We start from the raw sequence: 26,477 nt of genomic DNA, 5'->3' as shown, positions 1-26,477 counted from the left end.
CTCCAGACGGGGGCAGTGTCAGTGGCGGACGAGGCCGGTGAACGGTGCGTGGAGGTCGGCCGGGGTAGTGCGGCGGCGGACCAGGTGCGCAGTGAGTTGGTGGCGCTGGCAGATGGTCAGCTCCGGTGCGCCTTCTGGCAGGCCGGCCTGGCACGCCTCGCGGTCGGGGACCTCGCCGGAGTCCGGCCGAGGGGCCGCGTGGTAGGCGGCGTGGACGTGGTCGGCGGCCTGCCAGATCCGGGTGCGGGCGGCGCTGAGCTGGTCGCCCTCGATCGGCACGAGCTGGCCTGTGCGGGCGGCGTGGGCGTCGAGCAGGCCGTACAGCGAGACGAGGTGGGCGTGCAGGGCGTCCAGCTCGGCGCGGGTGGTGACGAGAGGACCGCCTGGCACGTTGAGCGCGCGGTGGAAGTCGAGCGCGGCGGTGGCGAAGGGCACGAAGTCCTGCGCGGTCGGGCTGGCGGTGCGGGACATGGGGGTGCTCTTTCGGAAGGGAGGAGGGCCGGCATCAGGCGGCGAGGGCGAGCGGCATGGCGGCGGCGGTGAATGCTTCGGCCTGCTGCCAGGTGAGCGGCCTAAGGTCGAGCTGGGCGCCGACCGCCGCGGTCTCCACGACCGCGCAGGCGGAACGAAGCTCCTCCTCGGAGTCGGCCGAGACGGTCAGCAGGCCGGTCAGGGCGACATCCGCGTGGCCCGCGATGAGCTGGCGCTCACGGGACTTGATGTCCTGGTACTCGATGGAGTCCGCTTCGGAGTCGACCTGGCCGCGCCGCGCTCGCTCGGCGGCGTCCGCGATCACAGTGGCCTTCTTGCGCTGGACATCGCGCAGTGCGGCGTCCAGCCCCTTCGGCTCGTACGACAGCGACAGGGTCCGCCGCACCCCGGCGGTGAACAGCAGCTGGTGCAGGAAGCCCGCCGACGTCTCGGTGCGGGGCCAGTTCTCCACCCAGTACGTGCAGTGGACGGCGGAGTCGGTCGCGATGTGGTCCGACTTCTCGACGACCACGACCGGTCCGGCAGCGGCGGGGTCAGCCTCGGGACGCCCGGAGGAGGACCAACGGTCCAGTGCAGCAAGGGCCTTGGGGTCGTATGCCGTTCGCACGACGGCCGCGATCTCGTGGGCGGTGAGCCAGCTGGCGGGATTGAGCCCGGCGGTGCGCGCGGCCTGGTCGAAGGTCGAGGTCAACTGCGCCAGGACGCTGAAGGACCCGGTCAGACCGCCACCGGCCTGGTTGATCAGGCGTCGCGCGGCCTTGGCGTCCAGCGAGACCGCGACGTACGCCTCGTGCGGAGCCGCAGCCGGGCCCGCGCTCTGGATCAGCTCGCTGTAGATCGCGCCGGCCACCGGGGCGTCGGGCTGGCCGTGCTCCTCCCAGTACCGGCGAAGGGCGTCGCCGGAGTCCGGCACGGTGCGCTCGATCACCTGGATCCGGGCGACCTGACCGGTGCGAGCCAGTGCGGCGAGCGTGCGTCCCCAGCCGTTGACGTTGGCGTTCTGGGTGCCCGGGTCGAGCAGCGCGTAGGCGCGGGAGGACACCTTGACGACGGCGGTCAACGTGCCGGTGTGGGGGTTGTGGACCGCGCCGTACCGGCGGTCGGGTGCGGTGACCACGCGCAGGCTGGCGGCGGTACCGGGCAGGTGGAGGAGTCCTTCGCGGACCGGGCGGCGCGAGGGCCGGCACAGCCAGATCAACTGGCCCCGCATCCGGCGGAGCACGTACCGGGTAACGATCGGAGCCCAGTCGGCCAGGGCCCGGCCTCGGTGGCGGACGAAGACGAGGAGGGCGATGGCGGCCCACAGCGGGATGAGTTCGAGAGCGCCGACCACGCCACGGGCGAGGATCACGGCGAGCAGGAGGAGGCCGGTGAGGCTCACGACGATCAGTTGTGGGGCGGTCAGGCCGAGCAGGATGCCGCGCCTGCTGCGGTGCGGGAATTTCACGGTGGCCGTGGTGGCTTCGGCCTGGGGGTTGTCAGACATGGCGGTTCCAGACAGTGGGAGCGAACAGGAAGGGGCGGAAGTCGCGGCGCTCTTCTGGAGGTCATCTCAGGACTCCGCCTCGGGTAGGCGGGGGAAGAGGGCGGGCTGGAGGGACGCAGCCCGCCCCCTGGGTGGTGGTGGGTCAGGACCCGGACGGCGGCTGGTTGGGGTAGACCCAGCTCGTCGGAGTCGGGGAGCCGGTCGCCGACGGACCGGTGGAGAGCGGCGGCGGTGCGGCGGGACCGCTGGGCGGCGCGGCACCTGCGCGGGTCAAGCTGCTGCCCGGAATCGACGCGCCAGCGGGCTGGGCGGCGGAGGGAGCGCCCTCGGAGCCTCCTGCTTCGGTGTCAGCAGGGCGTGTGATCAGCGCAGGGATGCCGGGGCGCTGAATCAGGGCGCGGCCCTTGTCGCCGGAGGCGTTCGGGTCCTCGCCGTACCGGAAGCGGGTCTGCGGCTTCGGGGGTCCGGCGTCGATGCCCTCCTTGCTCAGGTTGCCGCCGGCGGGGTCGATGCCGGAGGCGACACCGTCGCTGCCCGCGCCGGGGACCCGGCTCGGCCCCTGCGGAGCACGCATGCCCGTGCTGGCCTGCATCGCGAGGCTGCCCGCGGTCTTCGCGGCCCCAGCAGCGACCGCCATGCCGGCGACGCCGGTACGGTGCAGGTCGTCGCGTCCGCCGCCGTCACTCGCCCAGTGGACGAACTTGTAGGTGGCGTACGGGCAGAGCAGGACCAGGACCATCACGACGATGCCGGCCATCGCGTCGGACAGGGCGGCCATGCCGTCCGTGGCGTCGGACTTGCCCATCGCCGAGACGCCGATCAGGAAGACCACCGTCATCAGCAGTTTCGAGACGACCAGGGTGGCGGTGGCCTCGATCCACCCGCGGCGCCACCGTTTGGCAACCTCCCAGCCGCCACCGGCTCCGGCGAAGACCGCGAGAGCGACCATGATCAGGACGCCGACCTTGCGGGCGACCATCACGCCCCAGTACATGAACGCGCCGATCGCGCAGCCGAGGGCGACCAGGGCTGGGACTGTCCAGCCGAGGCCGTACATCGGCCCCAACTGGTTGACCTTGATGACGCGGCGGATCGCGTCGTCGACTGAGCTGTTGGCTGCTTGGAACAGGCCGTCGGACAGGGCGTCGACCACCGTGATGGCCACGGAGGTGAAGGCGACGGCGCAGAAGGAGAAGAGAACGCCGGTCATCGTGCCGATCGCGGCTTGAGCGAGGGCGCGTTCGTCCCGTCGCCAGGCCGCGAACATCAACTGGATGCAGAACGTGCCGACGGTCAAGGCGAGACCGATGGGCAACAGCAGCTCGTAGTTGTCCCGGAACCAACCGGCGTTGAGATCGATGGCGGTGGTTGCGTTGACGGCCCTGGCGGCGAGGTCAGCCGCGCTGGCGGCCAGCTCACCCGCTGACTTCGCGATCCACGCCCCGAGGCCGTCGGTGACGGTCCCGCCCGGGTTGGTGACGAAGTCGACGGCGCCGCAAACCTTGTCCATCAGCGGAAAGTCGCAGACTCCCATGGCGATATCTCCTTTCTGGGGTGGGGGTCAGGGCGCGACGGCCGACAGGACACCGGCCAGGGCGCAGGGCTGGGAGGGGCGGCACTGGACCGCGAGCGTGGTGACGCGGTTCTCCGCGCCCCCGTGCGGCGAGCCGTTCCAGGCGATCGACTGCTTGCCGGAAACCGTCACGGCGTAGACGTACGCGGTGGTGATCGCCCCGGGGTCCGCCTGCAGGGCCTGGGTGAACGAGTCAGGGAAGTGCGCCTCGTTCACGGTGGCGGTGGCGAACTGGCCGTTGGCGGCCATCTCCTTCCACAGCACGCGCGAGGGGACGAGCGCGTCGACCGAGGCGGTGTCGGCGTACTTCCTCTCGATGGTCAGCCACCCGTGCAGGGCAGCCAGCAGCTCATGCTGGGAGTACGCGCGGGTGTCGTAGGACCACAGCGCTGCGGCTGCCGCCTTACCGAACTTGATCGGATCGTGCGTGGATGGGGGAACGGGCAGGGCGCTGCGGCTCCCGTGCGGTGGTGACGAGGCAGAAGCGGTCGGGGAGGAGGGGGAAACCGAACTCACCTGCGGTCCAGGAGCCTTGGGGGAAGTCCTGCCGTCACGGGTGAGGTAGGCGGCCAGGCCGGCGAGGGCGACGAGCACCACCAGAACAGCGGTGCCGAGCAGCGCCCGGCGGCGCACGCGAGAAGCGCCGCCGGGGTTCGTGGAGCGGGAAGACATCAGTGGACCTGCGTCCCCAGCGTGCTGAAGAACGCCACCACACCGTTCGCGGCACCCAGCAGGAGGGCCGCGCCAGAGCTGACCAGCACGCCCTTCTTGCCGTTGGCCTCGGCCTGATGGCCGCCGGAGTGGTGGCCCCAGGCCCACACGCCCGCACTGACGGCGAGCGCGCCGACCACGGCGATGATCCCGAAGAGGTTGATCGAGCCCATCACCTGCTTGAGGACCGCCAGGCCCGGCAGCCCGCCCTCGTTCGGCTTGATCCCGGGGTTGTAGGCGAGCTGGACGACCTTGTCGGCGAGGTACATGATTGTGAACTCCAGTTCGATTTAGCGCACGCCAAAGCCCGAGGGGGCGAAGCGCCAGTGCAGGAAGGAGAGAAGGAGAGAGGGAGAGAAGCGCCGGTCAGACGACTCGGCGGGCCGCGAGAATCTGCGGCTTCCAGGACGCGAGGGTCGCGAGGCGGACCACGTCGCCGGTGTGCGGGGCGTGCACGATCAAGCCCTGGCCGACGACCATCCCGACGTGTTCCGGGACTTCGGCAGTCCCCTCGGTGAAGACGAGGTCACCGGGCTGGAGGGCGTCGACCGATACCGGCTTGCCCTCCTTGACCTGCGTGTACGTCGTCCGAGTGAGGGCGACCCCGGCGGCCTTGTACGACTGCTGCATCAGGGAGGAGCAGTCGCAGCGGCCCATGGGTTCGGGCCCGTGGGAGTCGGTGCAGCTCCCGCCCCACTGGTACGGGGTGTCGAGTTGGCCGAGCGCCCATCGGATCGCCGTCTGGACCTTGGGCGGAGCGTCTGCCGGGATCTTGTATCCGGCCGGCACCGCGCCGGGCCGGATGGTTCCGAAGTCGGTGCCGTCCCCCTCGGCCGTACAGCCGCCCGCGGTACTCGGCGGAGCGCTGGCCGTGCTGTCCGAGCCGGATGGCGCGGGGCTCGGCGAGGTGCCGCCGGCCTTCGACAGCAACGGCTCGATCGCCTGCTGCAAGGCGGTGGCCAGGGGCTCCCACTTCGCGTAAGCCTCGGGGAAGCCAGACTTCTGCACCGCCTGGGCGGCCTCGGTGACGGACAGGGACTGCCAGCCCGAGACCTTCTCCAGCGCCTCGTAGAACATCGTCGAGGCGTGCACAGGGTCGAGGATCTCGTTCGCGGTGCCCCAGCCCTGCGACGGCCGCTGCTGGAACAAGCCCAGTGAATCGCGGTCGCCATAGGTGAGGTTGCGCAGGCCGCTTTCCTGCAGGGCGGTCGCCAGGGCCACGATCTGACCCCGGGCCGGGATGTTCATCGCGACGCCGGTGGCCTGGATGGTCTTGGCGTTGGGGATCTGCTCGGCCGGGTCGTCCAGGCCCGACACGGAGACCGTGCCCTTGCCGTCGTCCAGGATCGCCTTCACCTGAGCGGCAACGGCCGAGGTATCCACAGCCTGTGGACCGCTGGTCGAGCAGGAGGCCGAAGCAGTCCCGGCCCCGATGGCGAGGATCGGAACGGCCAGCAGAAGCGGACCGGAGGCGAAGAGACCGACGACTGCTCCGGTGGTCTTCTTCATCGCCGCCGCCGTTCGCCGGGGCGGACAGCCTGGCCGGGCAACAGGGTTGGGTCAGGGCGTGGGCGTATCAGGGCGTGCTGCATCGCAGCGGCTCCTCGCGGTTCGTAGGAGGCGCGGTGCCGACTTCTCGTGCAAAGCCGCCGGCACCGCGCCGATGTGAATCCGCCTCTCAGGGCGGGCCCGGGTCAGGGGAGTTGGTAGCTCCCGGACGCCGGATTCAGGTCATGCGCGGCAGCCAGCCGCGCTCGTAATCTCAGGCGGTGCACCGGGTCTCCTCACGGCTTCGGGAACGGGGATCAACGTGCCTTCCGGCTCACGTTCTTGGACGTGGCAACACGGATCAGCACAGGTCAGCGAGGGTGGAGCTGGGCTCCGCCTCGGTGACACGGCGAGACAGTAGACCGGGATTCCGGCCGCACCAAACGACCGCCGAACCCAGGCCCGAAGCACGGCACAGGCTCGTTAGGTGCGGCCGGAAATCGCAGCTAACCTCCGGCGCAATCCCGCTCCGAACGGCCGCTGTTGACCGACGTCCGGAGCGGGCCCAGTCCCGTCGTGCCCTGAAAGAGGCCCCGCACATGAGCTACACGCTGCACCGAGGCGACGCCCTCACCGTGCTGAAGACCCTCCCGGACGAGAGCGTCAATGCCGTCATCACCGATCCCCCGTACAACTCCGGCGGACGCACCAGCTCGGACCGCACCGGCCGCACCGCCCGCGCCAAGTACGTCACGGCCGGATCGGCGCACGACCTGCAGAACTTCCCCGGCGAGAACCGCGACCAGCGGAGCTATCGAAGCTGGCTGACCGCGCTGCTCACCGAGGCGTACCGGGCCGCGACCGAGCACTCCGTCGCCATGGTCTTCTCCGACTGGCGTCAGGAGCCGACCACGTCCGACGCCCTGCAGATGGCGGGCTGGACCTGGAGCGGCACGATCCCCTGGATCAAGCCCGCCAGCCGGCCCCGCAAGGGCGGGTTCAAGCAGTCGGCCGAGTTCATCATCTGGGGCGTCAAGGGCAGCCTCGACAAGAACCGGGACCTCTACCTGCCCGGCCACTTCATCGCCTCCCAGCCCCGCAAGGACCGCGTCCACATCACCCAGAAGCCCGTCGAGATCATGCAGCAGCTCGTCCAGATCTGCCCTGAAGGCGGCACCGTCCTCGACCCCTTCACGGGCAGCGGCTCCACGGGCGTCGCCGCCTTGCGTGAGGGCCGGCAGTTCGTGGGGGCCGAGCTGTCCTCGCATTACGCCGACGTCGCTGAGCGAAGGCTCCGAGCGGAGCTGACCCAGGACGACTTCGTCCTGGCAGGACCGGAGGCGTGAGCATGAGATCCAGAAGAACGGGTTGGGCAGAGCGCTTGCCGATGGTCGGTCGGAGCATTGGACCCACTGATGCTCCGGTTGGCCATCGCTGTATTTGCCATCTCGTGCAGCGCAAGAAGCTGCTGCCCTTCCTTGCCGAGCGAGTCGCGTCGACGGACTGCGTGATGAGACCAATCGCATTTATGCAGAGTTGGCCGCCGACAAGCTGGAATGACAGGATTGGGTGATCGCCCGCAGGTGGGTCGGTACGCTATGGGCTCGGGACAGCGGTTCCGCAGAAGGCACTTATCTGGTACAGCCCTGGTGGATCCCGCTACTCCGACACGTCCTCGCCAGGACGGCGAGCCGAGCAAGCCGAGGAAGCGGGCAGTGATCTAGTGCGGTCGAGTGCGGTTGGTGTTGGGGAGCAGGAGCTTCCCGTGCCATTGACGCTGGGGGAACTGGAGTCGTATCTGGCGAAGGCGGCTGATCTGCTGCGGGGCAGCATCGATCAGGCGGACTTTAAGGCGTACATCTTCCCGTTGATGTTCTTCAAGCGGATCAGCGATGTGTACGACGAGGAGTACGCCCGCGCGCTGGACGAGTCCGGTGGCGACCACACGTATGCGGCGTTCGAGGAGAACCACCGGTTCACCATCCCCGATGGATGCCACTGGGCAGATGTGCGCGAGCGTACCGAGAGCGTCGGTGAGGCGCTCAAGACCGCGTTCCGCGGGATCGAACAAGCCAACCAGGGCACGCTGTACGGCATCTTCGGCGGCGCGACCTGGACTAACAAGGACAAGCTCCCGGATAGCAAGCTGATCGACCTGATCGAGCACTTCTCGACCAAGATTCTTTCGATCTCCCTGGCCGCCCCTGACGTGCTGGGGCAGGCGTACGAGTATTTGATCAAGCGGTTCGCCGACCAGTCCAACAAGAAGGCTGGTGAGTACTACACGCCCCGCGAGGTGGTCGCGCTGCTGGTCAACATCCTCGATCCCCAGGAGGGTGAGACGGTCTACGACCCGGCGTGTGGCACCGGCGGCATGCTGATCGAGGTCATCCAGCACATCAAGGCCCGCGGCGGTGACCCGAAGACCGTGCTGGGCAAGCTGTACGGCCAGGAGAAGGTGCTCACCACCTCCGCGATCGCCCGGATGAACCTGCTGCTGCACGGCATGGAGGACTTCCACGTCGAGCGCGGCGACACGCTGCGTGACCCGGCCTACTTCGACCACGGCCGGTTGGCGCGGTTCGACTGCGTGATCGCCAACCCGCCGTTCTCGTTGAAGAACTGGGGCCACGAGCAGTGGGCCTCCGATCCGTGGGGTCGCAATAAGTTGGGCGGGGTGCCGCCGAAGGGATACGCCGACTGGGCCTGGGTCCAGCACATGCTCACCTCCGCCGCGCCTACCGGAGGAAAGGTCGCAGTCGTCCTCCCACAGGGCGCACTGTTCCGTCAGAACGCCGAGGGCCGCATCCGCGAGCACATCCTCAAAGCTGGTTTCGTGGAGGCCGTCATCGGCTTGGCGCCCAACCTGTTCTACGGTGCCGGCCTGGCTGCCTGCGTGCTGATCCTGCGTCGCCAGCGCCCCGTCGAGCAGCAGGAGAAGGTGCTCTTCATCAACGGAGAGTTGCTCTTCAAGCGCGGCCGCAACCAGAACACCCTCGAGCCCGACCACGCCGAGACCCTCCTGGAGGCGTATCAGCAGTACGCCGACCAGCCTGGCCTGGCCGCGGTCGCGACCCTGGACGACATCAAGGCCAACGGCTGGAACCTGAACATCCCGCTGTACGTCGAGCCGGCCGAAGTCGGCGAGCAGATTACCCTGGAGCAGGCCTTGGCCGACCTGGAGACCGCGCAAGCGAAGACCCGCGAGACCCGCGCAGCGCTGGAGACCGAGCTGGCGAAGTGGGGGCTGGGCGTATGACCACGACGAGCCCGAAGCGGATCACCCAGCGGGAACTGGAGTCCTACCTGTGGGGCGCCGCAGTGCTGCTGCGCGGCCTGATCGATGCCGGCGACTACAAGCAGTACATCTTCCCCCTGGTCTTCCTCAAGCGCCTCTCTGACGTCTACGACGAGGAACACGCCGCCGCCCTAGAGGTGTACGGCGACGAGGAGCTCGCCGACCTCCCGGAGAACCACCGCTTCGCCATCCCCGACGGCGCCCACTGGGCCGACCTGCGAAAGGTCACCAGCAACATCGGCACCGCACTCAAGGCCGCGATGCGGGCCATCGAGTCCGCCAACCCCGACACCCTCACCGGCGTTTTCGGCGACGGCGAGTGGACCAACAAGGACCTTCTCCCCGACCCGACCCTGTCCGATCTGATCGAGCACTTCTCGACCAAGACGCTGTCGGTGGCGAACCTGCCCGAGGACGAGCTCGGGCAGGGCTATGAGTACCTGATCAAGAAGTTCGCCGACGACTCCGGCCACACTGCCCAGGAGTTCTACACCAACCGCACCCTCGTGCACCTGATGACCATGATGCTGGAACCCCAGCCAGGGGAGTCGGTCTACGACCCCACCTGCGGCACCGGCGGCATGCTGATCTCCACCGTCGCCGAGCTCAAGCGCCAGGGCAAGGAGTGGCGCAACCTGCGCTTGTACGGCCAGGAGCTCAACTACGGCACCTCGGCGATCGCCAAGATGAACCTCTTCCTCCACGGCATCGCAGACGGCCACATTGCCCACGGCGACATCCTCGCCAAGCCGGCCTTCCTCGACACCCACGGCCGGCTGCAGACCTTCGACGTCGTCCTGGCCAACCCGCCGTACTCCATCAAGACCTGGAACCGGGCCGCGTTCATGAAGGACCCCTACGGCCGCAACATGTGGGGCGTCCCGCCACAGAACCGGGCTGACTACGCCTTCCTGCAGCACATCGCGAAGAGCCTCGATCCGAGGACTGGCCGTGCTGCGATCCTCCTGCCGCACGGTGTGCTGTTCCGTCGCGATGAGGTTGTCGTGCGGGAGGGCTTGGTCGAATCCGACATGGTCGAATGCGTGCTCGGGCTTGGCGAAGGGTTGTTCTACAACTCGCCGATGCCAGCAGCTGTTGTCATCCTGCGCACGCAGAAGCCACGCAAGAGGCGAGGCAGGATTCTGCTGATCGATGCGAGCAAGGAGGTTGCGCGCGAGCGGGCGCAGTCATTCCTCCGCGCAGCGAACCAGACGAGGATCCTCGATGCCTACCAGGCTTTCGAGGCCGTCGACGGCTTCGCAGCCGTGGCGACCATTGATGAGGTCCGCGAGCGTAGGTACTCGCTGGCCATCTCCTCGTACGTCACCTCAGGGACGGGCAGCAGCGCTAGCGCTGCTGGTGAGTCGCTCGATGTCGCACTGAGGAAGTGGCGTGCGGCCTCAGCGGAGTCCGACCGGGCGGTCGAAAAAGTCCTGGCCATGCTCGGCGAGGAGGTGTCTCAGTGAGCCTCAACCTGGACAAGTCCGCCTGGAAACGCGTCGCCCTCGGCGACGTTGCCAAGCACGTCACCGATCGCGTCGATGCCGAGACGTCTGGACTCGAGCGCTTCCTCGCGGGTGAGCACATCCCTAGCAACGACCTCGCAATCACCCAGTGGGGCGTCATCGGGCGCGACCCGATCGGGCCGATGTTTTACAAGCGGTTCAAGCCTGGCCACGTCCTCTACGTCTCACGGCGCTCCTACCTGCGTAAGACAGCCGTCCCGGAGTTTGAGGGCATCACTGGAGAAAAGACCTTCGTGCTGGAGAGCCGTGATGAGTCTGTCCTGCTCCAGCGGTTCTTGCCGTTCATCCTCAGTGCTGAGGTGTTCCACTCGTACGCGGTTGCCAACTCCCGCGGTTCGGTCAACCCGTACATCAACTGGACAGAGCTGGCGAACTACGAGTTCGACCTCCCACCCCTCGACGAACAGCAGCGCCTCGCCGACCTCCTCTGGGCCATCGAGGGGCACCGGCGTTCGGTCGTGAGCGCGATAGCGGCAGGCCTCAGTGCTAGGTACGCATGGCTGGGCACTTCGATCGGCAGTCTCGTGGACAGAGAAGCTGTGCCGTTCGAGCGTGTATGGGCTCGGTCCCCCGAGAGCGGATGGTCCGCTGCACCTGTCGACGAGGTGACAGACCACTATGTGCTGTCGCTGGCAGCCATCGGCCAGTTTGGCTACCGCGCTGGCCAACTGAAGAACGTTCCGGACAGTCCCGAGGTGAGGGCGGCCAGACTCAGTCAGGGAGACCTGTTGATCTCGAGAGCGAACACAGTCGAGGCCGTCGGCCGCCCCTGCATTTTCACGGAGGATCGGTCAGACGTCTCGTTCCCGGACACGATGATGCGTCTGCATCTCGTTGACGACGTTCAGCCCGCATTTGCAGAGGCAGTCATCGCGAGCCCCCATGGGCGCAAGCACATGAGGAGAAACGCCGCCGGGAGTGCGACAAGCATGGTCAAGATCAACCGTCAGTCGCTGTCTCGCTTGGCGTTCCCGACGGCAACCGCTGAGGAACAGGACAAGTTCCTTGACAGGCTTGCGCGATTCGATGAAGCGGCGGAGTTGGCGCAGTCCGATCTCCTCGCACTGGATACCTCACGAGGCACCGTGTTGGCCCAGATCTTCGGAGGTGCCGAGTGACCTTCAACGAGGCGAACACCGTCCGCGACTTCGTCCGGGATCTGGTGGAGTCGGTGGATGTGCGGTTCGTGCCGGGGAGCCATCTGCCGCGGCGCACCGATGAGGTCATGCTGGAGCAGCAGGTGCGGGAAGCGTTAATCCGCCTCAACCCGACCATTGAGGCGGATCCGCGTCTGGCTGATGAAGTGATCTACCAGTTGCGGGCGATCCTGGTCTCCGCGCGCAACACGCCGAATCCGGTGGTGGCGAACGAGGAGTTCGCGGCATGGCTCACAGGGCAGAAGTCGAGGCCGTTCGGGCCCGATGGCCAGCATGTGACCATCAAACTGATCGACTTCGACCACCCCGGCGAGCACAGTACGAACAACTGGATCGTCTCCACCGAGGTGACCTACGGGGTCGGACGGCTGGAGCGGCGCTTCGACCTGGTGATCTGGTGCAACGGCTTCCCGCTGGTCGTGGGGGAGGCGAAGTCGCCGGTACGGCCGGCGTACTCCTGGATCGACGCGGCCGCGCAGGTCAAGGAGGACTACGAGGCCAACGTACCGGCGTTCTTCGTGCCGAACGTGCTCAACTTCGCCACCGAGGGCAAGGACTTCCGCTACGGGTCGGTCGGGATGCCGGTGGAGTTGTGGGGGCCGTGGCGGGCGGATGAGTCCGGTGACGACCACACGCCGGTGAAGGTAGGCCTCGCGGCGGTCAAGGAGGCGGTCGAAGGCGTTCTGGATCCGGATGCGATCTTGGACTTCCTGCGGTTCTTCACGCTGTTCGCGACCGACAAGAAGCACCGCAAGATCAAGATGATCGCGCGGTTCCAGCAGTTCCAGGCAACCAACCTGATCGTGGAGCGGGTGCTGCACGGGCGGATCAAGCAGGGGCTGATCTGGCACTTCCAGGGGTCGGGGAAGTCGCTGCTGATGGTGTTCACCGCGCAGAAGCTGCGCGCGATGGCGGGGCTGACCTCGCCGACGGTGATCATCGTGGTCGACCGGATCGACCTGGACACCCAGATCACCGCGACATTCAACGCCTCCGACGTACCGAACCTGGTCTCCACCGAGTCCCGCAGGGAGCTACAGGAACTCCTGGGCGCGGGGGCGCGGAAGATCATCATCACCACGATCCACAAGTTCGGCGAAGCACCCGGGGTGCTGGACGCGCGCGACAACATCATCGTGATGGTCGACGAGGCCCACCGCTCCCAAGAGGGCGACTACGGCCGCAAGATGCGCGAGGCACTGCCTAACGCGTTCCTGTTCGGGCTGACCGGGACGCCGATCAACAAGCGCGACCGCAACACGTTCATGTGGTTCGGCTCCGAGGCCGACGAGCACGGGTATCTCTCGCGCTACTCCTTCTCCGACTCCATCCGCGACGGCGCCACCCTGCCGCTGCACTTCGAGCCACGCCTCTCGGAGATCCACCTGGACGAGGAGGCGATCGTCGCCGCCTTCGCCGAGCTCGCCGACCGTCACGGGCTCACCGAGGAGGACCGCACCACCCTGTCGAAGAAGGCCGCCTCCCTGGAGGCGCTGATCAAGGCCCCCGACCGGGTCCGCAAGATCGCCGCCGACATCGTCGAGCACTTCACCACCAAGGTCGAGCCGCAGGGCTTTAAAGCGCAGGTCGTGGTCTACGACAAGGCCACCTGCGTGGCGTACAAGAAAGAGCTTGACGGCCTGCTCGGTCCGGACGTGTCCACGATCGTGATGTCCGCCGGTCGCGGTGACAAGCTAGCGTGGAAGCAGTGGACGCCGGGCCGGGAGGAGCTGGAGCGGATCACCGCCCGCTTCAACGACCCGGCCGACCCGCTGAAGATCATCATTGTGACCGCGAAGCTGCTCACCGGCTTCGACGCCCCGATCCTCTACGCCCAGTACGTTGACAAGCCCCTGCGCGAGCACACCCTGCTCCAGGCAATCTGCCGCACCAATCGGGTCTACCCGCCCGCGAAGACCCACGGCCTGATAGTGGACTACCTCGGCATCTTCGACGACGTCGCCAAGGCCTTCGAGTTCGACGACAAGTCCGTCCAGCAGGTCATCTCCAACATCGCTGTACTCCGCGAGCAACTCGGCCCCGCGATCGAGGCTGCTCTGGCGTTCTTCCCGGGCGTCAACCGCACCGTCGGCGGCTATGAGGGCCTGATCCAGGCGCAGACCGCGATCGACTCCGACGAGTCGCGCGACGCCTTCGGGGCTGCGTACAGCGTCGTTGCCCAGCTGTGGGAGACCCTCTCCCCGGACCCGATCCTGTCCGAGTACGAGTCGGACTACCGCTGGTTGACCGACGTCTACCAGTCCGTACAGCCCACCGACGTCACCGGCCGACTGGTCTGGCACACGCTGGGCGCGAAGACCCTCGAGCTCATAAACGAGCACGTCACCGTCGAGGTCCCCCGCACCGACCTGGAGACCATCGTCCTCGATGCGCAGGTTATCGAGGACCTGATGACCGGCAATCGCAAGGACATCGACCCGGTCGAAGTCGAGAAGTGGATCACCGCTCGCATCGCCAAGCATGTCGGCAACCCGGCCTTCATCGAACTTGGCCAGCGGTTGAATGCCCTGCGGGAGAAATACGCCCACTCCCAGCAGGCATCGCTGGAGTTCCTGAAGGAGCTCTTCGCGCTGGCGCGAGACACAGTCGCAGCGGAGAAAGCCGCCGCTGAGGTGCCCCGCGAGGAGCGCGGAAAGGCCGCCTTGACCGACCTCTTCGAGTCACTCAAGGGCGAGGAGACCCCGATCATCGCCGAGAAGGTCGTCGACGAGGTCGACTCCGTCGTCCGTACCGTCCGCTTTGACGGCTGGCAGGACACCAACGAAGGCGATCGCCTCGTCCAACAGGCGCTTCGCAAGGCGCTCTACATCAAGTTCAAGATTCGCGACCAGGATGTCTTCGGGAAGGCACTGGGATACATCCGGGAGTACTACTAGCTGCTCCTTGTGCTGGTAGGAGGGAAGAGGGCTTTCGCTCGCGACCGACACGCACCAGATCGAAGAAGCGTGCATCGCCTGCCTGAGGGGAGATTCGCGCTCACCATCCGGACGGTTCTCGAGAAACGCTAGGCCGCCTCGAATGCCCGCCGGATCAGGGGCCTGGCCTTCTCCAGGTCGGACGCCGAGCCGATGCGCATCTCCAGGTCACCCGTACCGAGGTGGCCGATGCCACGCATGTCGCGAGAGAAGCCCTCCTCCAACTCGACCGTGTCCGGGTCGATTCTGAGGTAGACGAGGATCACCTCGTGCTTCGGGCGGAAGATTACCGAGGCGAGGTTCACCATGCGGCGGTAGGCGATGTAGTGCATCAGCGGAGATACCTCGACCTCGCCCCACGCAGTCAGAGCCTCGTCCAGTTCGGCGTACAGGTCCCGCAGGCAGGCCGGGGATGCGCCCGGCACCGCCTGGAACGACGGCTTCCCGTCCCCGCCGATGGCACCGGCTGTGATCTCCCGCTCCCGATGTTGAGGCCGAGCCGGAGCCTGGCTCGGAGAGCCAGGTGCGGACTCGATCAGCAACAGGCTCAGTAGCCCGCCATCGAAGATGCGGTAGCGCACCAGGTCGATCCGCTCGCGCAGTCGCTTCACCGCGACCCGGTCGTGCCCGCAGCAGCCCGCGCCCTGCTCGCCGCCGAAGACGCCCTCCTGCGCGACGACGGCCCCCAGCCCAGCTACTCCCGCGTCAGCGGCCCGGCCGCCGGCACCGTCGCCAGCCACACCGCCCGTACCCTGACCGACCTTGCCGACCACGTCGGTACCGAGCAACAACACCGCGACGCCCTGGTGCGCTGGGACCCGGAGAAGTACAAGCGCGTCCACGCCCTCACCCACGCCGATCTCGGCGACAGCCTCGCAGCCCCAGGCCCGAGCCGACGAGGCCGTAGCCGCCTGGTCACAGGCCCTGACCCTCATGGAGGGCATGACCTCCGACCGCACCCGCAAAGCGATCACCTCGCTCCGCTCCACACTCTCCATCTACCAGCGCCGCAAAGTGCCCGGAGCCGCCGAACTCGCCCGCCGCGCACGCGAAGCACTGGCCTAAGCTGCCACCATCCGGCCGACGAAGGGACACAAGCCGTGGCTCAGCGGACAACCGACGACCAGCCCAAAGCCCTGCCGCCCGCCCTCGAATCCATGACCCTGCTGGTTGCCGCTGTCATCGTCCACGACAAAGACACCAACCGCGTCGTCCTTCTCCAACGCAGCCAGAACGCCAAGTTCGCTCAGGGTATGTGGGACCTCCCCGTCGGCAAGAGCGAACCCGGTGAGCCCATCACCGAGACCGCCGTACGCGAGCTGTACGAGGAGACCGGCCTGGCTGTGAAGCCCGAGGCCCTGAAGGTGGCCCACATCATCCACGGTGCCTGGGGCGTCGAGGCGCCCAATGGCTTCCTTACCGTGGTCTTCGCCGCCCATGAATGGAGGGGCGAACCCGAAAATCGGGAACCACGCAAGCATGCCCAGGTCTGCTGGGTCGCTGCCGACGTGATCCCAGGTGAGTTTGTCGATACTACGGCGAGTGCCCTCCATCAGTACCTTGCCAACGGTCCGCAGGTCTCACTCAACGGCTGGAGCTGAATACGCAGACCCGCGGGGACATCCCTCCGAATCAGCGAACCCAAAACCGCAGACTCGTCGCCTTAATCCCGAGGAAAGTTCGAGGGAGATCCGTTGGTCCTGCGCTCTTCACGGTTCGTTGGCAGGTTGCGTCTGCCGTATCCGCCGAAGCGCCAGCCCTCCGGAGGAAGACGACCCAAGTCGGCGAGCATGCGGGCAGCCTGTCGTGTTTCAAAGTGGTCTGTTCCTAGCGCGCGGCGGCGAGCTACGAGGACCTTTTTCATTTCTGTGCAGGCGATTCCTGGAAATCCCAGAGATGCCCAACAGATTGCCCAGTTGTAATGAGTTCTTAGTGTCGAAGGGTGGTCTGGCCCTAAATCATGTCGCTCCTTTTCCAGGATCCGTCGCCAATCCCGATGGGCTTCAGCATAATGCCCTCGCTGAGCCTTGATGTGGACTATTTCATGCTCGGTAGAAAGGACATCTGCTGAGCGGTCCTGCAGCCCGCCGGATTGATATCCCTTCTCCACTGCGCGAAGAGTGGCTTCTGCCTCGTCCAGTTCTTTTAACTCTACCAGGATTTGACCTATTTGATGTTTTGTCTGCAGCGTGTTGCGGTGGTCTATGCCAAGTAGATCTTGCTCGATTAGGTGGATATCCGTGAAATCCACCAGTGCCCGAATTTGATTTCCTTGAATTCCATGAATGGAGGCAATGTCATATCGAGTGACAAGGGTTGAAGGATGCCAGGGAGGAAGGAACGTCTTCTGTAGTCGCAAGACCTCTTGGAGCAGTTGAAGTGCCTGATTAAGGTGACCTCGATGCCACAGGATGACGCCCAGTTCGTGGCGGACTACGGCGTGTGTGAAAGGCGGGATTTGCATTTGCTCCATGAGGTGTACGGCTCGGCGGGAATTGCCTTCTGCCTCATCGAGCCGCCCAGATTCTCTGAGGATGGTCGCGAGGTGATGCCGTGCCTGCATCGCGAGTTGCAAAAACCTTGGCCTGCTCTCCAGTTCGTCGCATAGCTCGCGCGCCAACTTCTCTCCTGACTCCAGGAATCCGCGCTCTGCGTGGATCGCGATGGCCAGCTCGCGAGCCATGAGCCCGAGGAAACTGTCAGATCCCACTGAGCTGTCGGCCAGACGGCATGCTTCTGTGATCAGCGCATCGGCCTCTTCCAGACGTGACATGTGCCAGGCCCATTCTGCGTAGTCGAATTGGACCAGAAAGCGAATCTTGTCACTGGGGCGGAAGCTATCGAGCCGTTCATAAAGAATCACCGCAGACCTGTATCCGGTTTCGTATTGGCCGGATAGGCTGAGATACTTACTAAGGTACTTTTGTATGTCGACGATGATTTCGAAAAGCTCACCGTGTGCTGCAGGGAGTCGTGCCACCATGGATGCGACGTGGGGAATCACGAGTTGCCAGTGACCTACAGTGACCTCCGTTTCCCACATACCGCGAAGCGCCCCAATGCACCGAGCTGCTGCGGCCCATGACCGAGCCCGATCGGGGGATCGCTCCAGATGTGCGGCATTCACTTCAGCCACCAGCGGGTGTACGACGATGCACCTATGTGCACGATTCTCGCTGGGCCAGTGATAAAAGGTGTTGTCTTCTACCGGACGAGCCACGGGGTTCTCGTCGACGCTGTCGATTAGTCCGACGGCGTTAAGAGCTCTCAATGCGCGTTCTACGACGAGATCGTTCCATGGACCGCCACCCTGGCCATGTGTTCGTAATAGAACCTTCGGAGAGAGTAGTTCTACTGGGACGGGCCTGGCTGCCCAACAAGATAGGACGCGCATGATTGATCTCACATACGGGATGCCCTGCTGTTCCAATGCATCCAGCGAAATCTCCCAGGTCTGCATCACAAGGTTGCGAGCGTCGTCGTCCGTTTGAGGGCGAAGTGACGCGTCAGCGGCGCGGTCAACAACGGCCTCGAAATCTCTCTCCAAGGCACTGTGGAATGCCTTGAAGTCACGTAGAGGAGAGATGGGCTGAGAAACGCAAAGCCCAGCAAGACGCAAAGCGAGCGGGATGCCCCCAAGGCGCACGGATAGGGTCCGTGCAGCATCACGTTCGGAGGGATGAGCTTCCGATTTTCCAGCCAGGTCGAGCAGCATCTCGGCGCCGGCTGAGGAATCCAATGCGTCAAGTTTTTCCAACTTGGCTTCGGCTGGCCAGAGGTCGGCACTCCCCTGTCGGGTTGTGACTAGAACCGCTCCAGATGCAGACCCTTCTAGCCATCCTGGCCCTAACTCGCTTTCGATCTCAGTCGGGTTGTCTGCACTGTCCAAGACGAGCAACCAAGGCTTCGTGCTTGCGTGGAGAGCCTCCCAAGCCAGGTCTGCTGCATTGAGGACGCCTGCAGCGAGTTCACGCGCTTGGGTTTCGCAGCCATTCAGCTGTAGGGCGATCTGGCGTAGCGCAGCCCGAATACTGTCTACCTGTGATGCTTGGACCCAGAAGACTCGTACGCCATTGCGGCGCATAACCCCGGCGATCGTCAAGGCCAATGCGGTCTTCCCGATCCCACCCATTCCATGGAGTACGGTAATGCTCCCTAGGAGGGGGTGTAGGTCGCCAGCGCCCAGTTTCTCAAACTGGCTCTCGCGCCCGTGTAGCCGTCGTGGTCGCAGGCTTAGGGGAGGTTTGACGGGTACCGGAGCAGAGTCTGATAGAGGCTGCGCGCCCATGTAGACGTTGAGGGTGTTGGACTCGTTCACCACTTGGTCCCGACCTGCCTGGTAGACATGACCGGGACCAGAGACCTTTGCCTTCTGTCTGATATGGAGGATTATGTCACTGTCGCGAGGCAGCAACGCGTGCTCCGATCCTTTGGCATAACTGCTTTGTCTAGCCGGGATGGCCGTTGCCGACGGCTCCGTCCCTGGCCAGGCTGGCGATCAACGGTCGACGATGTGTTGATCTCGCCCAGCTTGGAAGACACGGGCACTGTCGCGCGCCTTGGCTGTGATCCGGATGCTGTCGATCCGAGTCCGATCATGGTGGGGTTCGTCGGCAACGACGTCAGCCAATGCCTGGTGGAGTGTGCCGATAGCGGACGGATCGGCAGCGAACAGCATCGTTAGACGCTCTTGCCACCAAGCCGCGAGTTCCCTCTCGCGCTCTTCGTCTCCCTGTGCCTGGGCTTGCATCAGAGCAGAGCGGGTCTCTTCCATCTGATCACTGACCGCTGTGGTCTCCGCAGGACGAACGCGACGCCACAGCTCGACCACTGCCTGTTTGGCACGCTGGTATGCGTCTGTGGCGATCAGCGCGACCAACGCCGTCCCTGCCGTCTGGGCGAAGGTTGTTAACTCGGCGTCCATGCAAACTCCTTGGCGGTGAGCCCTCGCGGTCTTGCACCCTTCATTGTGCCCGCACGCACTGACAAGCAAGGGCCCTTCGCCTCGATCCGTACTGCATGCCGAACGAAGCTTGCGACTCGCATGACGGCGCTTACTTCACCCCGGCGAAGACGGACGGTTGAACCTGGGCGGCGTCGCTCTGACCAGAGAGTCGGATGCGTGAGCGGACGGTGTGGCACAAGCTAGCCCGTAGCAGGGTGTGTAGCACCCAGCACTTGCCTTGACCAGGCGATTCCTGACCCCGGAGCGGCGTCCGGAACCACCCAAGATCCCGCCAGGACTACTCGCTGTCGCTTTAGGGTTCGTGCCACGGGGTCGGCCTTCGTCCACCCCGGCCCCGCCGCAGCAGGAGGACCCCGACATGAAGCGCGGCACCCTCGTCGGCAGCATCGCGGCGGCTGCCGCCGCAGTAGCCGCACCCGGCACCGCATCGGCGCGCCGTATCGGCATGAGTGACGTCAACCGCCTGAACAAGCGCTTCGCCGAGATCATCGCCAGCGACCACCGCCACGGCGGACAACTCGGCATCGAGCAACGGGCCGCCGCCCTCGCCGACGAGGCGCTCAATCTCCAGAACGCCGGCAGCGCCACCCAGCGCGTACGAAGCAACCTCTACGCCTCCGCAGCCGCCTTCCGCTCCTCCGCGATGTGGGCCGCCATCGACGGCCGGCGCTACGACATCGCCAAGGCGCACATGCGCGAAGCCCAGGCCCTCGCCGAGATGTCCGGCGACCAAGCGATCAAGTTCCGCATCTGGAGCCACGCCGGCACCATGTACCGCCACATGGGCCGACCCGCCGACGCGTTCGCCGCCAACGACGTCGCCCGCAACCTGCACCTCACCCGCCGCGACCCCCTGTTCGCCTCCCTCGGCCTGACCCGCCAGGGCGCCATCCACGGGCGCAGCACAGGACCGCACCGGCACCCGCCGGGCCTTCGAGCAGGCGCAAGACGCCATGCTGCGCGCCGACCCCACCGGCTACCGGCCGGTGTGGATGGTCGCCTTCTACGACCAAGCCGAACTGGACTCCCTGGCCCTCTCGGCGCACTTGGCGCTCGGCGACTACTCGACCGCCGAGTATCACGCCCACCGCTGCCTGTCCGCCCTCCGGCCCCACATGATCCGATCCAGGGCCATCACCACCACCCGGCTCGCCCACGCCCAGCTCGCCCAGGGCGCACCCGACGCCGCCACAGCCACCGCGATGAAGGTCCCCGCCGAAGCCGCCACCCAGCACGCCCGGGTCACGCGCATGCTGCAGGAGTTCGGCGCCGCACTGCGCGCCATCGCACCGGGCAGCTCCACCGCGCAGACCTGGACCGAGCACACCGCCGCCTGGAGGATGGCCGCATGACCACGGCGCCCGCCATCGAACTGCGCACGTTCACCACCCTCGACACCGCCCGCGGCGACCTCCTCGACGTGTACGCCGAAGTCCGCGCCCTGCTCCTCCACCTGCCGAACTACGCGATCACCGCGTTCGGCAAGCGCCTGGACCGGCACAGCACCGAGCCAGGGTTCACAGCCGTCCTCGCGTACGCAGACGGGCACCCAGTCGGCTACGCCTACGGCAACACCATCGAGCACGGCGACCGCTACTGGCAGCGCACCCCCGACGCCGTCCGAGAAGTACACCGAGCGTCCAGCCGTGGCCCTGAAGGAGATCGGCGTCCGGCCAACCTGGCGGAAGACCGGCACCGCCCGCCGTATCCATGACGCCCTGCTGGCCACACGCGAGGAGCCGTACGTCGCGCTCATGGTCAACCCGGCTGCTGGGGACGGAAAGGTCCATGCGCTCTACGAGTCGTGGGGGTACGAGGACCTCGGACAGAGCCAGCCGTCACTGGCCTCACCGTAATGATCCCAGCCAGCCACTGACCGACACTCACGAGACCCGGTGTAAACGTGCAGCGGCATGCGGTAGGCACCACCGCTGACAGTTATCGGCGCTGGTCGGCGATCAACTCAAGGTAGCGGGAGTACTGGGTGTCGGCGATCTGGCGGTTACGGACGAGGCTTCCTTCCTCCATGCGGTAGGTGCGTTCGGGATCACCTTTGAAAGAGAGCCAGTTGAAGGACGTGGTCACCCAAACGTCGTCGTAGACGAGGACCTTGGCGTGGGTGCTCTTCAGACGCGTGAAGCTGAGTTTGTCGCGGTAACGGTCGGCGAGGTTGGTGAGTTTACGGACGGAGGCAGGGTCGGTCTTGGTGTCGTTTTCCTCGTAGCCGTAGGCAATGTCCACTTTGACGCCTTGTTTGACCCGGCGTTCGAGTTTGCTAAGGAAGTCGGTGGTGATGATCGCGTTCTTGATCCACGGGGAGATGATCAAGAGTCGGCGGCGGGCGTTGGTGAGTGCGTCGTCGAGGACGTCCGGATGCTCGAAGACTCCGATGGCTCGGATCTCGTCTGCCTGTGGCTGCTGAACTGCCGGCGGACCGGGCATGGGGGCGTGAGCGCCGAGCTGGAATGCGGCCTGTTCTGCACGGTGCTGGGTGACCTCTTGCAGCGGTACGCGGGCCTTTTCGAGGTCGGGGTCCAGAAGAGGGCGTTCGGGGGGCGGCGCGACAGTGATGCCGAGGGCCTTGGCACCACCGTGGCCGATGAGAGCGAGTTCGTGGGCCTGACTGAGTTCGCCGTCGACGACGATGCCGACTTCGACGTCGGTGCGGTCCGCGTCGGCATACACCAGGAGCTTGACCGGCAGGACACGGCGGGCCGGGGCCTGGGAGATGCCTTTGACCTGGAGGACTTCGCGTTTGTTGTTGCCATTCTCGCGCAGCAGAGCGGTGATTTCCGCTGCGGTGATGTCTCCGTCGTTGACGGGCCCGGACCTTGCGGCGGGCAGCATGATCATGCCGATTTCCTCGGCCTGCCCGCGCGGGATGGTGGTGCGGCGGTCGTAGGGGGCTACTTTCCACAGCATTTGGTCGTAGACGAGCGGCTGGTTGACCCGCACGGGTGCTACCGCGGCGGCCTTCTGGGCAGTGAGGTGTCCCTTGTCTGTGAGCCGCAGTCCGGGGGCCCGGCCTGCGGCTGCGGGGGTGGGGCGGGCCCATTTGAGGTCGTCTGAGCCGAACAGCACGGCGACGGTCCGGTCGACCATGTTTTCGGGCAGGCCGAGTAGGCCGGCGATACCACGCGCGTTGCTCACGTTGTGGTCGACCAGCCGCAGTACGAATTCCTCCATAAGCGGGAGGTCTTTGCTGTCCTGGGCGAGGACCTCGGCGGTGATCCGGGCGACAGGCAGTGCGGCGTCGGCGATCTGGATGAGTTCGAGTCCGGGACGGGTGTTGTGGAAGCGGAGGGCCAGGAGGCTGTCGTCGCCGAAGGCGGGGCTAGAGGTAGGCATTGCGGATCTCGCAGTCTTCCGGGTGGCCGCTCATGTAGTCGAGGACGTCGCGCAGGGCGCCGGGCTTGCTGCGACAGAAGCCAGCGTCGCCGACGATGATCAAGCCGTAGCGGGCGCGGGAGAGTGCGACGTTGATGCGGCGCCAGTAGGGCTGGCCAAGGAATCCGAAGCGGCCGCTGATGTTGCTGCGGGTCACGGAGAACACGACGAGATCGCATTCTCGCCCCTGTACCGCGTCGACGGAGAGTACTTCTGGAGCGATGTGCTTGAGTCTCAGGGAGGCTAGTCGTTTGGTGAGTTCTTCGACCTGGCGGCCGTAGGGGGCGATCAGCAGGACGTCGAGGCGCTTGCCGTCGGGAGTCTTGATCACCCCCTTGTCGATGGCCCGGTCGATGACTTCCAGGCGTCGCATCGCGAGTTGGCCCTCAAGGCGGTTGGAAACGCTGGTTTGTGCGGCGGACTGCTCGTCCTCGCGGCGGTTCGGCAGGGCGCTGGTGTCCAGCCACAGGACGGGTTTGTTGACCGTGCTGTAGCCGGGAAGGACATGGTCATTGGGCGAGATCAGCTTGTTGTCGTAGAAGCAGCTGCTGATCATGTTGCCGATCGCCGGGGTCATCCGGTACTGCTCGCGCAGCAGGTGCTTGACGGGTGCCTTGGTGGAGTTGGCGAAGTACTGGAACAGGGTGGTCTTCACCAGCTCGGGGATGAGCTGGTGATCGGCCATGATCTTTTCATCGCGCAGCAGATCCTCATCGATGGGAGGCAGCTGGTTGGTGTCGCCGACCAGCACCCACCGCTTGGCCCTGGCCATTGGCACCAACGCCTCGGTCGCGGTCGCCTTGGACGCCTCGTCGAAGATGCACAGGTCGAATTCGAGATCCCGGGCCGCCGGGTGGCCGAGGAAGCCGAGCGCGGTCCCGCCGATGACGCGCCGGGTGCGCAGGAAGCTCGCGATCAGGTTCTGGTCGGTGCCGATTCGCTGCAGCCATTCGCCCTGGAGGCGCAACAGGTGCATCAGTTCCCTGCCGGTCCCGGCCGGGCCGAGGAGCGCCTCGACCACGTCGCGGGCGTCTGCGGCGCTCATTTCCTCGCGGAGGGTGAGTTCGCCGTCGAGCATGGTCTGCACTTCGGCGAACAGCTCTGCCCGCTGTTCGAGGAGCTGTTCTCGACGGGCTCGGGTGGTGACGACTTCCTCGCCGAGCTCTCTGGCGGAGGTGGTGCGCTCAGGCACAGGCTGGTTCGCCAGCTCGTCGAGGCGGGCCGTCACATGGCCGAGGTCGGCGGCCACGGCGGCGAGTTCTTCCAGCACCAGGGCCGCTTTGAGGTGGCTGGGCTGCTGGCCGCTGTTGGCGGCCACGCTCTCCAGATGCCGTTCTGCGCGCGTCCGGACACCCTGGGTCCACTTCTTGACTTGCCGGTCGAGTAGCAGCGACTGTGCGCTTTCAGCGACGCGTGGATCGTCGACGCGGCCGAGGCGGACGAGTTCGGTGATGCCTGCGTCTTCAAGGCGCTTGAGGGCATTGTCGATGGCGATGTGGGTCTGGCTGACGATGAGGATGCGGGCGGTGGGATGCCGGCTGAGAGTCTGCTCGACGATCTCAGCGATCACGGTCGTCTTGCCAGTGCCGGGAGGTCCCTCGACGAGCAGTAGGTCCTGGGTGCCCAGGGCGTGGGCGACGACGTCCCGTTTGCTCTGGTCGAGGTCGGCTCGGACCCAGGTGGTGACTTCGGCGGGCGGGCCGACCTCAAGGGCTCCGGGGTTATCGATGATCTGCCGTAGGTCGAGATTTGCGGTCTGGCCGGCGGCGACCGCGGTAAGAGCGTCGCGCTGCCGGTTGATCGCGTTCTGGCTGGGCCCGAGGAAGGGGAGCAGCACCCCCCGGGCGGGCAGGACGGCCTGGGGACGCGTCATTCGCAGGACGACGGTGTCGTCAGTGCGGTTGGTGATCTCGCCACGGTCGATGGGCCGACTGTAGGGGTACTCTGCGACGGACCACTCTTCACCGATTTCGGCGGTGGTGTCGGGCGCGGCGAGATGGAAGACTCGGGTGCGGCCGCCGCCTTCCAACCGTTCATACTGGATCGGCTGCCGCCCGTTGGCCGCCGCTTCCTCGCGGGCTTCCAGGACGCGGCGCCAGCCGTCGAACAGGTCGCCGAGCTGCTGGCGCTTACCCTCCTTGGCCTGTGCCTCGCGTGCGTCAAGTTCTTCATTGAGGCTGTCCAGCAGCAGGTTGAGGCCGTCGTACGCCGGGTCCTCGCCCGGGTCGTTGAACGTCCAGGTGAGGATGGGGCCGAGTTTGAGGGCGGACGCACGGCGCTTGGCCATCCATTCCTCTGCTCGTTCCTCGGCCGAAACGATGACGCATCGGTCGCTTTGATCCTCGTCGTTGACCAGGCGCAGGAACAGACTCTGGCCGAACACCCGCACCGTGCCGGTGTCGACTTCGTCGCTCTGCGCGTTGTAGCCGTAGTCGACGTGAACGGTGCCGGAGATGTCCGCCAGCACCGTGTTCTTCACCGCATCCCAGTCGAGCTCTTCTCCAGCCGAGATGGTGCTCAAGCTTTCGGCCGCGCGACGGGTCATCTTCAGCCAGAGCGCGTTGCGTTGGCGGGCATCACGGTTTTCGCAGACCCGCTCGGCCTCCAGGAGCCGGTGTTCGAGGACGATGGCGTTGGCTGGCCGCTTCTTCGGGTCGAGGTCGATGCAGGTTCTGAGGACGTTGCGGATCTCGGTGTCGAGTTCCAGACCGTCGAGTACCGTCGCCAGATCGTGGTAGTCACGTGCCTGGCTACGGGAGAGGACCTGAATGGCCAGGACCGCGTAGGCGTACACGTCACGGACGTACGGGATTGCCTCACTCTGCTCGGGCGGCGAGTACAGAGCGGACCGGAAGTCCGCGACCGTCTCGTCGGTCACGGCTACGGCCTTGGACAAGATCTTGGCGATCCCGAAGTCGGCGAGCTTGACCATGCCGTCGCCGGTCAGCAGGACATTTCCCGGTTTCAGATCGCGGTGCTCGATCTCCTTCTCGTGGGCATACGCGAGAGCGGAAGCCAACGGTCCGCCTATGCGTGTGAAGTAGGCCGGCCAGTCAAGGGGACGGCCATCTGCCATCTCGTCCTTGAGGCTGCGGTCAATCCACTCCAGGGCGATGAAGTACCGCTCCAGCCCTTGATCCCAGCCGGAGTCGAGCATCCGCACGATATGGGGGTGGTTCAGTGCCTTGAGCGCCGAGGTCTCCCGCTCCAGGAAGATCCGGGTGATCGCGTCGTCCTCGCGCTGCTTGAGCAGCTTCACGGCGACGTGGTCACCGCCAGCGCTCTTGATGTCCACGGCCTTGCGGACCTCGGACAAACCCCCCGGGCGGGCTTCCTGAGGGAGCAACAGAAACCGGCCGTTAATCGTCGTCCCCACCCACTGCTCCTTGCTCCCCCGACTGCCGCGCAGTCCTCCCAAGCGGCCATCTTGCCAGCGGCTTTCCCATCGGATCAGCAG

The 26,477-nt window shown here is 66.0% G+C and carries 18 protein-coding genes and 2 pseudogenes; 9 read left to right on the top strand and 11 right to left on the bottom strand.

The genetic code is table 11. From position 1 onward, the window contains the following. Nucleotides 1-18: 18 nt before the first annotated feature. The 6 genes from ACFU95_RS14560 to ACFU95_RS14535 form a co-directional block, all read right to left on the bottom strand. Entirely contained in the window at nucleotides 19-471 is a 453-nt protein-coding gene (locus ACFU95_RS14560) for a DUF6238 family protein (RefSeq protein WP_383826850.1), read from the bottom strand. Between the two features lie 34 nt (nucleotides 472-505). Then, nucleotides 506-1,978, bottom strand: coding sequence for an SCO6880 family protein (locus ACFU95_RS14555; RefSeq protein WP_383826847.1), 1,473 nt, complete (start codon nucleotides 1,976-1,978; stop codon nucleotides 506-508). A 142-nt stretch (nucleotides 1,979-2,120) separates the two neighbouring features. Next, nucleotides 2,121-3,512, bottom strand: coding sequence for an ATP-binding protein (locus ACFU95_RS14550; RefSeq protein WP_383826844.1), 1,392 nt, complete (start codon nucleotides 3,510-3,512; stop codon nucleotides 2,121-2,123). Between the two features lie 27 nt (nucleotides 3,513-3,539). Next, on the bottom strand, nucleotides 3,540-4,223 hold the full coding sequence (locus ACFU95_RS14545) for a hypothetical protein (RefSeq protein WP_383826841.1): 684 nt from the start codon (nucleotides 4,221-4,223) through the stop codon (nucleotides 3,540-3,542). Further along, a complete protein-coding gene (locus tag ACFU95_RS14540) occupies nucleotides 4,223-4,531 on the bottom strand; it encodes a DUF6112 family protein (protein WP_383826839.1) in 309 nt (102 codons plus the stop codon). Before ACFU95_RS14540 ends, ACFU95_RS14545 begins: the two co-directional genes overlap by 1 nt. Nucleotides 4,532-4,628: 97 nt before the next feature. Then, nucleotides 4,629-5,771, bottom strand: a complete 1,143-nt coding sequence (locus tag ACFU95_RS14535) for a C40 family peptidase (protein ID WP_383826836.1) — start codon at nucleotides 5,769-5,771, stop codon at nucleotides 4,629-4,631. A gap of 578 nt (nucleotides 5,772-6,349) precedes the next feature. Between ACFU95_RS14535 and ACFU95_RS14530 the strand changes: the two genes are divergently transcribed. From ACFU95_RS14530 to ACFU95_RS14510, 5 genes are all read left to right on the top strand, one after another. Then, entirely contained in the window at nucleotides 6,350-7,096 is a 747-nt protein-coding gene (locus ACFU95_RS14530; protein WP_383826834.1) for a DNA-methyltransferase, read from the top strand. A gap of 419 nt (nucleotides 7,097-7,515) precedes the next feature. Then, a complete protein-coding gene (locus tag ACFU95_RS14525; RefSeq protein WP_383826831.1) occupies nucleotides 7,516-9,009 on the top strand; it encodes an N-6 DNA methylase in 1,494 nt (497 codons plus the stop codon). Then, the gene (locus ACFU95_RS14520) at nucleotides 9,006-10,514 is read left to right on the top strand and encodes an N-6 DNA methylase (protein ID WP_383826828.1); all 1,509 of its coding nucleotides are present in this window, start codon (nucleotides 9,006-9,008) and stop codon (nucleotides 10,512-10,514) included. The genes ACFU95_RS14525 and ACFU95_RS14520 overlap by 4 nt, the downstream gene beginning before the upstream one ends. After that, complete coding sequence (locus tag ACFU95_RS14515) at nucleotides 10,511-11,692, top strand: restriction endonuclease subunit S (protein WP_383826825.1); 1,182 nt, start codon at nucleotides 10,511-10,513, stop codon at nucleotides 11,690-11,692. The genes ACFU95_RS14520 and ACFU95_RS14515 overlap by 4 nt, the downstream gene beginning before the upstream one ends. Continuing rightward, nucleotides 11,689-14,628 (top strand): type I restriction endonuclease subunit R, encoded by a 2,940-nt coding sequence (locus ACFU95_RS14510; protein ID WP_383826823.1) that lies wholly within the window; start codon nucleotides 11,689-11,691, stop codon nucleotides 14,626-14,628. Before ACFU95_RS14515 ends, ACFU95_RS14510 begins: the two co-directional genes overlap by 4 nt. Before the next feature lie 128 nt (nucleotides 14,629-14,756). Here the strand turns inward: ACFU95_RS14510 and ACFU95_RS14505 are convergent, their stop codons facing one another. After that, nucleotides 14,757-15,611, bottom strand: a complete 855-nt coding sequence (locus ACFU95_RS14505) for a DUF5655 domain-containing protein (RefSeq protein WP_383826820.1) — start codon at nucleotides 15,609-15,611, stop codon at nucleotides 14,757-14,759. Between ACFU95_RS14505 and ACFU95_RS14500 the strand changes: the two genes are divergently transcribed. Next, entirely contained in the window at nucleotides 15,610-15,732 is a 123-nt protein-coding gene (locus tag ACFU95_RS14500; protein ID WP_365987852.1) for a hypothetical protein, read from the top strand. The genes ACFU95_RS14505 and ACFU95_RS14500 overlap by 2 nt on opposite strands. A 35-nt stretch (nucleotides 15,733-15,767) precedes the next feature. Beyond that, nucleotides 15,768-16,268 carry an NUDIX domain-containing protein gene (locus tag ACFU95_RS14495; RefSeq protein ID WP_383826817.1) on the top strand — a complete coding sequence of 167 codons (501 nt, stop codon included), beginning with the start codon at nucleotides 15,768-15,770 and terminating at the stop codon, nucleotides 16,266-16,268. Nucleotides 16,269-16,330: 62 nt separating this feature from the next. Here the strand turns inward: ACFU95_RS14495 and ACFU95_RS14490 are convergent, their stop codons facing one another. Both ACFU95_RS14490 and ACFU95_RS14485 read right to left on the bottom strand, forming a co-directional pair. Continuing rightward, the gene (locus ACFU95_RS14490; RefSeq protein WP_383827053.1) at nucleotides 16,331-18,955 is read right to left on the bottom strand and encodes a tetratricopeptide repeat protein; all 2,625 of its coding nucleotides are present in this window, start codon (nucleotides 18,953-18,955) and stop codon (nucleotides 16,331-16,333) included. A 210-nt stretch (nucleotides 18,956-19,165) separates the two neighbouring features. Further along, complete coding sequence (locus ACFU95_RS14485) at nucleotides 19,166-19,591, bottom strand: hypothetical protein (protein ID WP_383826814.1); 426 nt, start codon at nucleotides 19,589-19,591, stop codon at nucleotides 19,166-19,168. 487 nt (nucleotides 19,592-20,078) lie between these two features. Between ACFU95_RS14485 and ACFU95_RS14480 the strand changes: the two are divergent. Both ACFU95_RS14480 and ACFU95_RS14475 read left to right on the top strand, forming a co-directional pair. Continuing rightward, a pseudogene (locus ACFU95_RS14480) lies at nucleotides 20,079-20,985 on the top strand (hypothetical protein). Then, nucleotides 20,982-21,489 (top strand): annotated as a pseudogene (locus ACFU95_RS14475) (GNAT family N-acetyltransferase). The pseudogenes ACFU95_RS14480 and ACFU95_RS14475 overlap by 4 nt, the downstream one beginning before the upstream one ends. Before the next feature lie 82 nt (nucleotides 21,490-21,571). On the opposite strand, the gene ACFU95_RS14470 reads toward ACFU95_RS14475, so the two are convergent. Beyond that, the gene (locus tag ACFU95_RS14470) at nucleotides 21,572-22,819 is read right to left on the bottom strand and encodes a hypothetical protein (RefSeq protein ID WP_383826812.1); all 1,248 of its coding nucleotides are present in this window, start codon (nucleotides 22,817-22,819) and stop codon (nucleotides 21,572-21,574) included. 148 nt (nucleotides 22,820-22,967) lie between these two features. Continuing rightward, on the bottom strand, nucleotides 22,968-26,396 hold the full coding sequence (locus tag ACFU95_RS14465; RefSeq protein ID WP_383826809.1) for an AAA domain-containing protein: 3,429 nt from the start codon (nucleotides 26,394-26,396) through the stop codon (nucleotides 22,968-22,970). Between the last annotated feature and the right edge of the window lie 81 nt (nucleotides 26,397-26,477).

Origin of the sequence: Streptomyces sp. NPDC057623 (genome assembly GCF_042800355.1) — a bacterium.
Lineage (GTDB): Bacteria > Actinomycetota > Actinomycetes > Streptomycetales > Streptomycetaceae > Streptomyces.
Note: the sequence above shows the minus strand (reverse complement) of the source record. Positions and strands in the feature narration are given on the sequence as shown.